Genomic DNA, 14,262 nt, shown 5'->3' with positions numbered 1-14,262 from the left:
CCGCACAATTCGGTTGTGGTTTTTACGTTTATTGGTCTAAAGAAAAAATATTAAGCGCCTCTAATGAAAAACCCTTAGTATTTTATTCTGATTGACCCACGAACCATATACCAAAATGAAAACCTTTACCAAAACTTACCTCGTAAGTGGACTGGCCATGTTATTCCATTTTGTGAGTGCCCATGCGCAAAATGCATCGTTAATAATAGGTTCAGGAGCGTACTACGTAGGAGGAAACAGTTCGTACAGCGTTATAGCCGGTGACATAAGAAGTGATGGCAACATCAATTCGACTGCTGGTAACAACTTCTCTTTCATTGGCTCTTCTCAGCAAAGAATCACTTGTCTTGCAGGTGGTGGTTGCAGTAATGTTTTTAATTCTTCGGTTTACAATACCGTGTTCGGTAATGTTAATCAAAACAACAGTTCGGGTATTCGCATTGAGTCTAACGCAAAAGTGTTGGGCTTGCATACGTTCAACAGTGGAGCCACAGAGATCAATGAAGGCAACTACTGGTTGGCGAATACTTCCGTTACTCCATTTGTTAGCAACAATAACACGAATCAGTTTTTTGTTACAACCGCACATGGTTTGCTCAAACGCAGCAGCCTTGGCGGTCCTGTGCTTTTTCCGGTAGGAACTGCTGCTAACGCCAACAACTATACGCCGTTGTCTTTGGCGTATGGTGGAACTCCTGACAACTTCGCTGTGCGTGTTTTAGATAACGTATATTTTTCGTACGATGAAACAAATGGTGATCCAGGTACTGTGTTGGTATCTACTAAAAGTTCAGCGTTTGTAAAGAAAACCTGGATCGTAAATAAAGAAACACCGGTTACAGATTTTACAGATGGATTTCTTGCAAAAGCAGAATGGAACGCAGTAAATGAAGATGTTGGTTTTAATCACAACGCCGCAGGTATCGACAGAAACCACAACTGGATATGGTTCCCGCAAAATGCTTTATCAGCAACAACAGGAGCAGGGCCATATGCATATGATGCGATCAAAACGGTAACCTACGACAATAAATTCTATCCATACTATCCGATAACGGTAAGTTCATTGGTAAATCCGCTTCTTGTAACAGGTTTGAAACTCACCGCTTCGCTGGGCAACAACAACAACGTGTTGCTTAACTGGCAAACGCTTACTGAAGTCAACAGCAATTACTTTATTGTAGAGAAAAGCCTGGACGGAGTTAGCTATTCAGGCATTGCAAAAGTAAGTGCAGCAGGTAACAGCGTCACTACTCAAAAATATTCAACTGTTGATAACAACATAAATGTTACGGCAGAAGATATTTTGTATCGCATCCGTGAAGTTGACCTGGATGGAAAAACTTCCTATAGCAACGTAGTATCTGTGAAACTGAATAATGATGCGGGCAGATTGATCTCTATCTATCCAAACCCTGCATTGACAGATATTGCGGTACACTTTAAAAATGCAGCAGGCAACTATGTTGTAAGTGTATTGGACAATAATGGTCGAACCATCACACAGCAAAGTATTACCATAAGCGGTCCGCTTGAAAAGATAGCAATTAGCAGGAGAGGTTTAGCCGCAGGCGTATATTTTGTATCTATCATAAATAAAGCAAACGGAAATGTTCAAACGTTAATGGTGAACGTTCTGTAATCCAAATCTATCTAAAACACATAATCTAACCCAAACAATATCACCGTATGAGGAAGTCGTTTTACCCTGCATGTATATTAGCTCTTGCACTATCAGTCGGCAAGGCCCATGCGCAAACAGGCATTGCGATTAATGACAATAATGCAACAGCCGATCCCAGTGCCATGCTTGATGTAAGCGTGAGTGCAACTGCGAAAAAAGGATTTCTGTTACCACGTATGACTACTACGCAAAGAGATGTGATCGCATCTCCTGCAAAAGGTCTTTTGATCTATGTAACAAACGTGGACAGCCTTGAGATAAACATTGGTACACCTGCAAGTCCAAAATGGTTTGCTTTCGGAAACGGCAGCAGCGCAGTTAGCGGCTGGCAGTTGAAAGGCAATACAGGAACCAATATTTCTACAGATTTTGTAGGAACAGCAGACAACGTGGATCTGGCTTTCAGAACCAACAACTTTGAAAGGCTACGTATATCCAATGCAGGTAACGTAGGTATTGGTAATACTGCGCCAACACAAAAACTGGACGTAACTGGTGCCGTAAAGTTCTCAGGAGCATTAATGCCTAACAATGATCCCGGAACAGCCGGATACTTCCTGGTATCTGCAGGCGCCGGACTTCCACCAGTTTGGTTCAACGCTGGCGGTTATGCTTGGCTCATAGACGGCAACACCGTTGCTACTGACAAAAAGTTTGGTACAATTTCTAACAATAACCTTCCGTTCATCACGAACAATATTGAGAGAATGCGCATCACAAATGCAGGTTTTGTAGGAATAGGAACAACTACTCCAACAAACACTTTGCATGTTTCTGCGGCCTCTAACCCGCTGGCTTTAACAGGTGTACAGAATGGTGTGATCACAGATAGTTTGCTCAGCATCGATCCAACTACCGGTGTAGTAAGGAGACTAAGCGTGAGCAGATTTACCGGTTGGTCATACAATGGCGATGCTGTTGCTGCAACAACAACGCTGGGTACAACTTCAAACTTTGATTTACCTTTTATTACAAACAATACGGAAAGAATGCGTATTGCAAACAGCGGCAGAATCACAATGGGTACTACCTCTATTGCAAATACATTGAGCATTTCTTCCAGTTCAAATCCGTTAACCTTAACAGGTGTGCAGAATGGCGTGATAACGGACAGTGTGCTTAGTATAGATCCAACAACTGGTGTTGTGAGAAGATTAAGCGTTGCAAGATTTCAAGGCTGGTCATATGGTGGTGATGCAGTTGCTGCTAATACTAACCTGGGTACCACAACAAACTTTGATCTTCCGTTCATTACAAACAATACAGAGTCGATGCGCTTAACAAAAGCAGGAAATTTGGGTATTGGTACCACAACTCCTGCATACAAATTGCAAGTTACAGCAGCATCTAATCCTTTGGCACTATCGGGTGTTCAAAGTGCTTTATTGACAGATAGTATCCTCACTATAGATCCAACAACAGGTGTTGTAAAAAGAATGGCCATGAGCAGGCTTCAGGATTGGTCATACGGAGGGGATGCGGTTACTGCTAATACTAATTTTGGTACCACTTCAAACTTCGATTTGCCATTCATTGCTAATAACGCAGAATGGATGCGTTTGACAAAAACGGGAAATTTCGGTATTGGTACAACAACTCCCGGCTACAAACTGCAAGTTTCTGCAGCATCTAATCCACTGGCATTGACAGGTGTTCAAAGCGGTACGATGACAGATAGTTTGCTTAGTATCGATCCAACTACAGGTGTTGTAAGAAGATTAAGCATAAACAGATTATCTGGCTGGTCATATAATGGAGACGCAGTTACAGCGACAACAAATTTGGGTACTACTTCAAACTTCGATTTGCCATTCATTGCCAATAACTCAGAGTGGATGCGTTTAACAAAAACGGGAAATTTTGGAATTGGTACAACAGCCGCTGGTAATAAACTTACAGTTGTTGCAACAAATCCCCTGGCATTGTATGGAGTTCAGGTGGGTACAACCACAACCAGCGATAGCGTTTTGACCATTACTAATGGTATTGTGAAAAAAGTTGCAATGAGTAATTTCTCAACAGGTACATCTACTGACTGGAAATTAACTGGTAATTCAGGAACATCTGCGGGTACAAATTTTGTGGGTACCACTGACGACGTTCCATTAATGTTTAAAATGAATAACACTGAGGCTGGATATATTGGAAATAGTGCGAATGGTTACGCAGTAGAATTTGGAAACAATGCCGTTGCGGCAAAATGGAGCAACACTTATAGTGTAGCCATCGGAGCAAGCTCGATAGCTTGGAACCCAGGTGCTACTTCGGTAGGTGGAAAGGCTGCTACATCCGGCAATGCCACTGCGGTGGGTTACAATGCAAATGCCGCCCAGGAAGCTATTGCAATTGGTTCAAATGCGACAGCAAGCGGTAATGAAGGCGTTTCAATCGGTACCGGCAGTACAACCAACTTCCAATCCGTTAGCGTGGGTAGATCAGCTGTAAGTGCCCAGTCTGGTGTAGCAGTTGGTTACAGTGCATCCACCACTGCCCAGAACACAGCTGCAATTGGTAGTAATTCAGTTGCCGGCGGACAGAATGGTTCAGCGGTAGGTTCATCTGCAAAAGCAAACGGATTTAATTCCAATGCGTTTGGTTTCAATTCAAATGCATCTGCTCAAAGTGCAAGTACATTTGGCTCTCAGAGTGCTGCAACGGGTTATCTGTCTACTAGCATAGGTTATGGATCTTCTGCTAGTAACGCGAATTCTACCGCCATCGGTGCGAATGCTTCCGTATCTAACGACAACACTGTAGTGATTGGAAGCGGAACAACCGCTGTTCTTATGAACAGTGGTGCTTATAACGCAAACAGAGCGCTTGTAGTAGGTACAGGTGGAGGAAACGGTAACGGTGCTTACCTGACAACAGGTGGTGTGTGGACCAACGCTTCTGACAAAAACCTAAAAGAAAGCTTTTCTAAAGTAAGCGGTGCCGACGTACTTGCTAAGATCATGGCTCTTGATGTAACAAAATGGAAATACAAAGGAACCAATGAATACCACATCGGACCAATGGCGCAGGATTTCTTTGCTGCGTTCAGCTTAGGTACAGATGATAAACACATCAGTTCACTGGATCCATCAGGTGTTGCTTTGGTAGCAATCCAGGAATTGAAAAAAGAAAATGAAGAGTTGACTAAAAGAGTAGACGACCAACAAAAACTACTTGAACAATTGTTGAAAGAAGTAAACGAACTCAAAGCAAAAGTAAAATAAGACTCTGATACGGATTAGATTGTGAAAAAGCCTGCAGCAATGCGGGCTTTTTTAATAACTGAATAACTGAATGACTGAATAACTGAAGGGGGTGAAGGTCAACGAACCTGATTCTCTTCAACCGATAGAATTAAATAAAAAAGCCAGATCGATAACATCGATCTGGCTCTCTTGATAATTGAATAATTGAATGCTCGAATGTTCAAAACACTGCCTAACTTTGAACACTCAGTTATTCAGTTATTGCTAGTGCGCGAAATCTGCTTCATAATTTCCCTTAATCCTTTCCATCGACGGATTAAAGTATCCGAATTTTACTTTAGGAAATTCTTCGTGAATAAGTTCCATTAATTGTTTTACGCCCAATATTTCTCCTGTTTCGTGAACACCGATCTTGCCCATGTACCAGTCTGGATCAATGTTGAAATTGCGCCACTGGATCATGCTGAGATCAGTATCAATGATCAGTTTGCGAAGCGCTTCATATTCTTCAACACTGTCTGTCATACCAGGGAAAACGAAGTAATTGATAGATGTCCAGCCACCAAAGCCGCGTACTACCTTCAGGCTCTCAATAATATCCTCAAACTTGTAATTGTTAGGGCGGTAGTATGGTGTGTAGATATGTTCCCTTGCAGAATTCGTACTTACACGAATGCTATTCAAACCAGCCTCACACAAGGCCCTAACTGCATTCGGTTTTGAACCGTTTGTATTGATGTTGATGCTGCCGCGATCAGTGTGCTTTCTGATTTCAATAATTGCTTCGCGAATCGTTTCCCACATCAGCAAAGGCTCGCCTTCGCAGCCTTGTCCAAAGCTTATCAATGGGTAAGGCGCCGTTTGTAAATGCGGAACAGTAAACTCTACTATTTCTTGAGCCGTTGGTTTAAACGTCAATCGGTCCTGAGTAGAAACGATCGTTTCATCTTCCGGTTGGAAAGAGATACAACCAATACAATTCGCATTACAAGCAGGAGAGGAAGGCACCGGGCATTCCCATCTGCTCAGGAAGAAATTCCTGGCGGCTGGGCAATGATAAGTTTGACAGCAATTTTCCGCAAGATGTTTGATCAGTCTGTTGTGCGGATAAGCCTTCATAATATGCTCCACGCCATGCTCTATTTTTTCCTGGTCATAACCCGCACATTCCTGGCGAATATCTCTTTCAATTCTTACTGCAGGAACGTAGAATTTTTCGTTGTGCCAACCCGCAGCTGTATAGCAAAACAGTGGAAGCGTCGGCGCATCCGGCATGGTTTCATACGCCGCAATATACAAACCTGTATGTGCAGGCGGAATGAACGCTGCCACAGCCCAACCTTTTTCGCAAAGGCGCATTTCCCCCGTTTTTACATCTATACCAATACCACGACGACCTGGAAGTTCATATAAATTTCCACCTTCAGGTAATTCGATCCACTCTTCCACTGGAACAGGAAATGCATCCCAACCGCTTCTTCCTACAACGTACAAAGAAGTGTCTTCAAAAATATTTCCCTTTCCATCACTGTATAAAATGTAAGGCGACGATTGCAACTGCGACATAATCTGTTTTAAATAATTAATGTCAACCGCTAACTGATTGGTTGACACCAATTATCAGCTGTTGACCTGTTGACCTAAATAATAGCGGCAAAATTCGTGAATTTGTTCCAGTTCTTCGAATTCTAGTTTGTGTCTTAACGAAAATACAAGGGTTTTGTTAAACGAGGTTTCTATTGAAATGCTGTCGTATCGTGCATTTATGCGGTCTATTTGCGACCATAAAAAGAATTTTCCTTCGGGAATACCGGAAATGGCAACACCTGAGTGATGAAACGCAAGACGCTCAGTTTCAGCCGCTTTTTTCTCACAATAAGAAATATAGCAGTATGCGATTCCAATGGCAAGTGAGGACGCGCCTAAAAACCATTTGCCATCCAGCAGCAAAAGAGTAGCCACCCCAATGAAGACAACGCACTCAATGATGCGAAAAATGAGATTGATTTTTGGAAGGTCCTGCGCAAGATTGCGACAAGTGAATAAAAGCAATAAAATATCGGCGGCAATAATGATCTGGCACCAGAGAAAAATGGCGTTTCCCCCTAATTTGTTATAGAGCGTTACCGCATTTATAATAATGAGCAAAGCCGCAAAAAGATGAAATCCGCGGCCTGTTTTTTTGAGCGTTTCGAACTCCGGATGAATGATATCAATAGCAAGAGCGTTCATAAGAGGGTAGTTTCCTATTAAGATACGCTTTTGCTAAAATTCCATAAAACCTTCCCGTGTTAGTGTTTAGTTATAGTTGAGAGTTGAGAGTTGAGAGTTGAGAGTTGAGAGTTGAGAGTTGAGAGTTGAGAGTTGAAAAAATAAAACCTCTGAAGATACAGAGGTTTTACAATATCGTTATGAGTAGCCGAGGCCCAAAAACTCACAACTCTCCATTCTCCTCTCAACTATCTCGACCGCGCTAACTGCACCCTGCAAAACTCATTAAACTCGTCTTCGTCTGCATCCGGATCGTCGTCGTCGAGCACTTCCCTTTGAATGAAATGATTGTTATGAAAATCGAGTGTAAGAAGGTTGTCCTTTAAAATAACATTGCTAAGGTCTTGCCAGTAATAGATTTTATTGAATAGTGAGTTTACAACAATTTTATCTTCACTGAAACCTATTTCCTGAGGCCTTTTGGCCTGGTGTTCCAGAAAGAACATCACCACCAACAAAATAGCCATCCAATGCAGGTAGGGCATACTGACCCATGTAATAGCGGCCAGAATAAAACCGGGTTTATACCATGCTTTTTTCTTTCTTTTCTGCTGTATCAGGTTCCACACAATTACAGATGCCACAGCCGCTGCACCAATGAGCCAGGCAATGTTTCTGTCAGCAACGATAAAATAACTAAGAACAAAGAAGAAGATAGAAATCAGGCTGACAAACAATCCTGTAAGATTGGCTAAACGGGCGTTGTCGCTTTTTAAAATTACAACGTAAGGAAAAACTTCGTTGCGACTATCTTGTGTATCTATGGACATTGAAAAAAGTTTAATGCTTTGTACGTATTGCCGAACGCTAAATGCTTAACGCCTAATGCCTGCTGTTCACGCTAGTTGCTTGCCAGCAAAACATTGCAAAGCTTGTACAGAACACGTGCCCCAACATTCGAATCCCATTCGTATTCACCAACACCTATTTCGTTGAGGTCGAAGCCGATGATTTTGCGTCCGCTTTGGCTGATCTTCTTGATCAGGTAAAATATTTGCTCCGTCTCAAAACCGCCCTGGACCGGAGTGCCGGTATTTGGACAAAGTTTTGGATCAAGACCGTCAATGTCAAAGCTAATGAAAACTTGCTGAGGTAAATGATGGACCAATTCGTCAACAATATGTTTCCATGTTTGGCCCTCGTATAAACGCTCTTTAATATCCTTGTCTAAATAAGTAACAATACGATAATTGCTGTTGCAAACGTAATCCCACTCTTCATCGCAAAAATCTCTAACGCCCAGCTGAACCAGTTTTGTTATTTCAGGAATTTCAGTCAACGCATTATACATTACGCTGGCGTGAGAGTATTTAAAACCTTCATAAGATTTACGCAGGTCGCAATGCGCATCAATTTGCAGCATTCCGAAATCGCCATATTTCTCTGCAATGGCCTTGAAAAAACCGAAAGGAGTGCTATGGTCGCCACCCAGCAGGCCGACGAGTTTATTTTTGTCCAGTAATTGTTTTGTGTGCTGATAAACCCAGTCGTTCAGAAAAATACCGCCCTCATTAATATCCTTAAGTGATTTGCACATGAAGCTATTCTTCTCCACAATTCCCCCCTTGGTGATATAATCAATGTACAGCTCCGCCTCTTTTCTCAGGTAGTCACTTTTAATAAGGATCTTTTTGTCCATCGGGCGCATGTAAATCCCTTTCTTCCACATGTCCTTGTAATCAGCATCAAAAAGGTCCACCTGCAGGCTTGCCTTAAAAACATGTTCAGATGATCTTGCCGTGCCGGCCGCGCAACTTACCGTTACTTCCCACGGAATTGGCAGGATCACAAGTTGGGCATCGTCCTCCGAAAAAGGAAGTCCGAAAATATTGTTGTTGGGATTACCCGGACTGTTGGGATCAAAGTTTGAAAGGTCTGTCATGATTTTACTGAAATGCTGCGCAAGTTACAGTAGTCTTACTAAGCGCCAAAATGAATAAATCGTATTTCCCACACATTAGTGTGCAACCATCAAACCTAATACTATTAATAGTCAACCTCTTATAATGAAAATCAAAATATTTTTAATTTCTATACAGTGATTTAGATTAGTTTATATTTTAACATTTATCATCCGTTGCTTGTTGATTACTTAGTTATTTACAGAGGTAAAAAATGTTGACACCCATCTCTCTAACGGAAAATCGTTAAAAAATGTATCAACTTTCAAACTAATAGTTAACACATGGCTTTTTGAACTAATTTTGCGGACGAAATTGGCGCTCATGAAAAAAACTCACATTATCATCCTCATTCTAATTGCCGTAGCAATCGCTGTTTTGGTTAGTTACATGGGAGATTTGACGACTTATGACACTATCGCATCAGCTAATCAAAAGGAAGGCAAGTTCGTACATCTTATAGCAAAATTGGATTTGAAACAGCCGGTACAATACGACCCTGTTAAGAACCCTAACTACATGACTTTTACCGTACTGGATTCGTTAGGTGGAAGCGCCAGGGTAGTTTATCATAACTCCAAACCAACTGACTTTGAGAAAAGCGAGCGATTGGTTTTGAAAGGTAAAATGCAAAACGGACAGTTTGAATGCAATGAAATTGTAATGAAGTGTCCATCGAAATATAAAGACGATCCTAACGCCGCGAAGAAAAATCTTACATCTAATTAATCCGCAATTACATGCAATACATTGGTGAAAACCTGTTGCCCGGTCAGCTTGGGCACTTTTTTGTTGTGCTTTCCTTGGTCGCTTCGTTGGTTGCTGCAATTGCATACATAAAAGCCGCTAATGCACTCGTGCCCGAAGAACACAACAGCTGGCGCAAGCTCGCACGCATTAGCTTTTTCATTGAAGCCGGTTCTGTATTCGGAACCTTCGCTATTATATATTATATCGTTTCCTCCCACTCATTTGAATATTTCTACGCATGGAACCATAGTAGCACTTCACTGAGTGTCAACTATCTTCTAAGTTGTATCTGGGAAGGACAGGAGGGAAGCTTCCTTCTGTGGGCCATTTGGCATTCCATAATCGGATTGATACTTATTTCCAAAGGTGGTAAATGGGAAGCCCCGGTAATGACGGTGATCAGTTTTGCGCAGGTTTGCCTTGCTACAATGATAATAGGTCTTTATTTGGGAGACACTAAAATCGGGAGCAACCCGTTCCTGCTTGTTCGCCAGCATTTCCAGGATGCACCGATCTTCCAGCGTGCAGATTATTTGAGCATTCCTCAAATGAAAGATGGGCAAGGCCTGAACCAATTGCTGCAAAACTATTGGATGGTCATTCACCCGCCCATATTGTTCCTTGGTTTCGCCTCTACCATCGTTCCGTTCTCTTACGTCATCGCGGGTCTTTGGAAAAAAGATTACAGCGGCTGGACAAAAATTGCATTACCATGGAGTTTGTTTTCAGGTGCTATTTTGGGAACCGGTATTATGATGGGTGCCGCTTGGGCATATGAATCACTTACTTTCGGCGGCTTTTGGGCTTGGGACCCGGTAGAAAACGCATCGCTTGTACCTTGGTTGGTGATGATAGCCGGTTTGCACACCCACGTTATCTTCAACGCCACTGGACACTCTTTGAGAGCCACTTACATTTTTTATATTCTAAGTTTCGTATTGGTTCTTTACTCTACCTTCCTTACGAGGAGCGGCGTATTGGGAGATAGCTCCGTACACGCTTTCACAGATTCCGGCATGAACTTCCAACTGATGCTGTTTATCGCTGTATTCTTCCTGCCGGCGATTTATCTGATGGCGAGGAATTACACAAAAATCCCGCATGTAGTAAAGGAGGAAAGTTCCTATTCCCGCGAGTTTTGGATGTTCATTGGCGCGTTGGTTTTGTTCTTGTCAGCCTTGGTAATTACATGGCAAACATCCTTCACCCCGATCTATAACAAGATTACCGGCAAAACAACTGCAATGCCGGAGGATCCGGAGTTTGCATTTAACAAAATACAAGTCTTCGTTGCCATCGTAATTGGGGTGTTGACCGCCATTACCCAATATTTCAAATACAAAGACACTCCGCGCGGTACGATCCTGAAAAAGATTGCCGTTCCTACCTTGATCGCAGCAGTGCTTTCACTTTGCATCAGCATTTTCAGCGGCATAGAATACAACAAACAAGGTATCGGTTTTTTAGGTTCCATTCACGTTGCTTTGTTCGCGGCTTTATATGCAATAGTTGCAAACATGGGTTACATCTGGACGGGCTTGCATGGAAAAGTAAAAGCAGCAGGTGCTTCAGTTGCCCATATCGGTTTCGGCTTGATGCTGGTTGGTATTATCATCGCTTCTTCCAATAGAAAAGTTTTGTCCATTAATACAACAGGCATCAATTTGGCATTTGATCCTAAGTCGAAAGAAAAATCTTTGGAGAATCTCACGTTGGTTAAAGGATTACCAACAGACATGGGCAAATACATGGCGACCTACGAAAGCAATGATTCTACAAGCCGCCACGGAACTGTGATGTATTTCAAAGTAAACTTTAAGAACAAAAACGGCAAAGAAGAATTCAATCTTTATCCAAACCTGATCCGTAATACAAAGGGACAGCAAGGATTTTCCAATAACCCGGATTCAAAACACTATTTCGGAAAAGACATCTTTACATACATCAGCTATGCAGATGATATGGATAGTGAGAAGGATACAACCTCGTTTAGAAAGTATCCTGTAAACGTTAGTGACACGGTGTTTTACTCCAACGGTTTCTTTGTGGTAAACAAAGTAGTTCCTAATCCTAACAACGATAAATACAAATTCACTTCCAGCGATACTGCGGTGATGGCAGATATTACCGTGTTTTCAAAAGATGGTCGTCAGTACAAAGCCCGTCCTGCGTTTTACGTAAAAAACAACCAGGCCAATTATACACTGGACACCGTGTTTGCGCAAAACCTTGCAATTGGTTTCGGCAGAATCCTGGATGGTGGTAAAATAGAGCTGGAAGTAAAAGAATCAACCCGAATGGTGCCGTTCGTAGCGCTGAAAGTGTACGAGTTCCCACACATCAACGTGCTGTGGATTGGAACGCTCATCATGATTATTGGCTTTGTAATGAGCATGGTATTCAGGCTTAAGCAGAGCAATAGGCTTAAAGTGGCGAAGTAATCGATAGTTGAGAATGGAGAGTTGAGAATGGAGAATGAAGGAAAATAATAACAATATTTAATGAAAATGGCAGCCGATGAGGCTGCCATTTTCAGTTCCGGTATTTCCGCCGGAGTTAATTATCATGATAGGTCATTAAAATCGTGAGAATCTGCATTCCTGCTTTCAATTCTCAACTCTCCATTCTCAACTCTCAACTAAAAAAACTAGTTTTGCCGCTCAAATCGAAACCTTCATGTCGTTATACAATCAGCGCGGCGTATCTGCCCAAAAAGAAGAAGTACACAAAGCAACAGAAAAGTTAGATAAAGGTTTGTATGTCAATGCTTTTTGTAAAATATATCCCGATTTTTTGGGTAACGATGCCAATTGGGTGAACTTGATGCACGCGGATGGAGCGGGCACCAAGAGCATCCTCGCTTACCTGTATTGGAAAGAAACAGGCGATTTGTCGGTATGGAAAGGCATCGCCCAGGATGCGATCGTGATGAACATTGATGATTTGCTTTGCGTAGGCATTCACGATAATCTGCTTTTTTCCTCTACAATTGATAGAAATAAACGCCTCATTCCCGGCGAAGTGCTGGAAACAATCATAAACGGTACACAGGAGTTTTTCGACGAAATGAAAACCTACGGAGTGAACATTCACTACCTCGGCGGCGAAACTGCAGACGTAGGAGATGTGGTACGAACAATCGCTGTAAATGGTACCATGACTGCTCGCTGGCCAAAAGATAAATTGGTTACCAACGATAAAATACAAGCCGGAGACGTAATTGTAGGCGTGGCAAGTTTTGGTAAAGCAAACTTTGAAACAGCTTACAATAGCGGTTTGGGAAGCAATGGTTTAACAAGTGCACGTCACGATTCTTTACACAAAACATATGGCGCCCGTTTCCCGGAATCTTATGATACGATGCTGGACGAAAGTGTTGTGTACATTGGGCCACACAGAATGACCGACGAAATAGAAGTGGAAGGTTTTGGCAAAATGGACATTGGTCATTTATTGTTGAGTCCAACCCGCACCTATGCACCGTTCCTTAAAAAGCTGTTATCTGAAAATCTGGACGCAGTGCATGGCCTTATTCACTGCAGTGGCGGCGGACAAACAAAATGCATGAAATATCTTCCTGATAATTTCAGGATCATTAAGGATAACTTATTTGAAACGCCACTTATTTTCAAACTCATCCAGGAAGCGTCGCATAGCGATAACCGTGAAATGTACCAGGTTTTCAACATGGGCCACCGTCTTGAAATCTTCACTCCGGGCGCAAACGCTGAAAGCATGATCCAAATGGCCGCATCATTCGGCATGGAGGCAAAAGTTGTGGGAAGGGTAGAGTGGAACGATAAGAAGGAGTTGGTGATTAAGTTGCCGCAGACGGAAGAGCTTGTCTATAATTTTTAGTTGAGAGTTGAGAGTTGAGAGTTAAAAATGTATGATAGTATCCAAAGAACTCTCAACTCTCCATTCTCAACTCTCAACTTTCAATTACCAAACGTAAGTAATATTCTGCTCCAGCTCTCCGCTCAAACTCTTCGCCACAGGGCAATTGTTTCCCGTTCTCTCCAGGATCGTAATATCTTTCTCAGATAAATTCAGCGTTTTAGGAAATTTCAAAGTCACATCAATTTTGCCGATGCGGCGCGGATCTGCCAGCATGTATTTTTGAATGTCGATGGTAGTGCCATCCAGCACAATGCCCATTTCATTGGCTTTGATCCCCATTGTGGTGACCACACAGGTTGCCAGCGCCACGCAAACAGTATCGGTAGGTGAAAAGCGTTCGCCTTTGCCCTTATTATCGGTAGGAGCGTCAGTTTCTATTACCGTTCCACTTTGATTATGGGTTACTTTGCAACGCAAATTTCCCTCGTAAATAACAGATGCAGTCATTATCAATTTTTGCCCTAAATTTACCTACATAAACGCTTAAGACTTATCTTGCTGCGATAATTTTTTTATAAGGAAATATTGTACGAGATTGTAATAGAATAGACCAAGA

10 protein-coding genes are annotated in these 14,262 nt (G+C 42.2%); 5 read left to right on the top strand and 5 right to left on the bottom strand.

Annotated features, from left to right (window positions below):
• Positions 1–115 precede the first annotated feature (115 nt).
• Positions 116–1,642 (top strand): T9SS type A sorting domain-containing protein, encoded by a 1,527-nt coding sequence (locus tag KTO63_RS19885; protein WP_217793598.1) that lies wholly within the window; start codon positions 116–118, stop codon positions 1,640–1,642.
• 47 nt (positions 1,643–1,689) lie between these two features.
• Positions 1,690–4,902, top strand: coding sequence for a tail fiber domain-containing protein (locus KTO63_RS19880; RefSeq protein WP_217793596.1), 3,213 nt, complete (start codon positions 1,690–1,692; stop codon positions 4,900–4,902).
• A gap of 246 nt (positions 4,903–5,148) precedes the next feature.
• On the opposite strand, the gene KTO63_RS19875 is transcribed toward KTO63_RS19880, so the two are convergent.
• From KTO63_RS19875 to KTO63_RS19860, 4 genes are all read right to left on the bottom strand, one after another.
• Positions 5,149–6,450, bottom strand: coding sequence for a radical SAM protein (locus KTO63_RS19875; protein WP_217793594.1), 1,302 nt, complete (start codon positions 6,448–6,450; stop codon positions 5,149–5,151).
• Between the two features lie 54 nt (positions 6,451–6,504).
• Entirely contained in the window at positions 6,505–7,116 is a 612-nt protein-coding gene (locus KTO63_RS19870; RefSeq protein WP_217793591.1) for a hypothetical protein, read from the bottom strand.
• A gap of 227 nt (positions 7,117–7,343) precedes the next feature.
• Complete coding sequence (locus KTO63_RS19865; protein ID WP_217793589.1) at positions 7,344–7,925, bottom strand: hypothetical protein; 582 nt, start codon at positions 7,923–7,925, stop codon at positions 7,344–7,346.
• Positions 7,926–7,996: 71 nt separating this feature from the next.
• Positions 7,997–9,037: an agmatinase family protein gene (locus KTO63_RS19860; protein ID WP_217793587.1), complete on the bottom strand. Its 1,041-nt coding sequence runs from the start codon at positions 9,035–9,037 to the stop codon at positions 7,997–7,999.
• A 343-nt stretch (positions 9,038–9,380) separates the two neighbouring features.
• Between KTO63_RS19860 and KTO63_RS19855 the strand changes: the two genes are divergently transcribed.
• From KTO63_RS19855 to KTO63_RS19845, 3 genes are all read left to right on the top strand, one after another.
• Complete coding sequence (locus KTO63_RS19855) at positions 9,381–9,785, top strand: cytochrome c maturation protein CcmE domain-containing protein (protein WP_217793585.1); 405 nt, start codon at positions 9,381–9,383, stop codon at positions 9,783–9,785.
• 11 nt (positions 9,786–9,796) lie between these two features.
• Positions 9,797–12,247 (top strand): cytochrome c biogenesis protein CcsA, encoded by a 2,451-nt coding sequence (gene ccsA / locus KTO63_RS19850; RefSeq protein WP_217793582.1) that lies wholly within the window; start codon positions 9,797–9,799, stop codon positions 12,245–12,247.
• A 235-nt stretch (positions 12,248–12,482) separates the two neighbouring features.
• Positions 12,483–13,664, top strand: a complete 1,182-nt coding sequence (locus KTO63_RS19845) for an AIR synthase related protein (protein WP_217793580.1) — start codon at positions 12,483–12,485, stop codon at positions 13,662–13,664.
• Between the two features lie 84 nt (positions 13,665–13,748).
• Here KTO63_RS19845 and KTO63_RS19840 read toward each other — a convergent pair whose 3' ends face one another.
• A complete protein-coding gene (locus KTO63_RS19840) occupies positions 13,749–14,153 on the bottom strand; it encodes an OsmC family protein (protein WP_217793577.1) in 405 nt (134 codons plus the stop codon).
• Positions 14,154–14,262: the final 109 nt, after the last annotated feature.

This window comes from Pinibacter aurantiacus, from assembly GCF_019130065.1.
In the GTDB taxonomy this organism is placed as follows: Bacteria; Bacteroidota; Bacteroidia; order Chitinophagales; family Chitinophagaceae; genus Pinibacter; species Pinibacter aurantiacus.
Note: the sequence above shows the minus strand (reverse complement) of the source record. Positions and strands in the feature narration are given on the sequence as shown.

Coding starts and splice junctions, on each gene's coding strand:
- KTO63_RS19885 (WP_217793598.1), top strand. CDS start 116: ATGAAAACCTTTACCAAAACTTACCTCGTAAGTGGACTGGCCATGTTA.
- KTO63_RS19880 (WP_217793596.1), top strand. CDS start 1,690: ATGAGGAAGTCGTTTTACCCTGCATGTATATTAGCTCTTGCACTATCA.
- KTO63_RS19875 (WP_217793594.1), bottom strand. CDS start 6,450: ATGTCGCAGTTGCAATCGTCGCCTTACATTTTATACAGTGATGGAAAG.
- KTO63_RS19870 (WP_217793591.1), bottom strand. CDS start 7,116: ATGAACGCTCTTGCTATTGATATCATTCATCCGGAGTTCGAAACGCTC.
- KTO63_RS19865 (WP_217793589.1), bottom strand. CDS start 7,925: ATGTCCATAGATACACAAGATAGTCGCAACGAAGTTTTTCCTTACGTT.
- KTO63_RS19860 (WP_217793587.1), bottom strand. CDS start 9,037: ATGACAGACCTTTCAAACTTTGATCCCAACAGTCCGGGTAATCCCAAC.
- KTO63_RS19855 (WP_217793585.1), top strand. CDS start 9,381: ATGAAAAAAACTCACATTATCATCCTCATTCTAATTGCCGTAGCAATC.
- ccsA (WP_217793582.1), top strand. CDS start 9,797: ATGCAATACATTGGTGAAAACCTGTTGCCCGGTCAGCTTGGGCACTTT.
- KTO63_RS19845 (WP_217793580.1), top strand. CDS start 12,483: ATGTCGTTATACAATCAGCGCGGCGTATCTGCCCAAAAAGAAGAAGTA.
- KTO63_RS19840 (WP_217793577.1), bottom strand. CDS start 14,153: ATGACTGCATCTGTTATTTACGAGGGAAATTTGCGTTGCAAAGTAACC.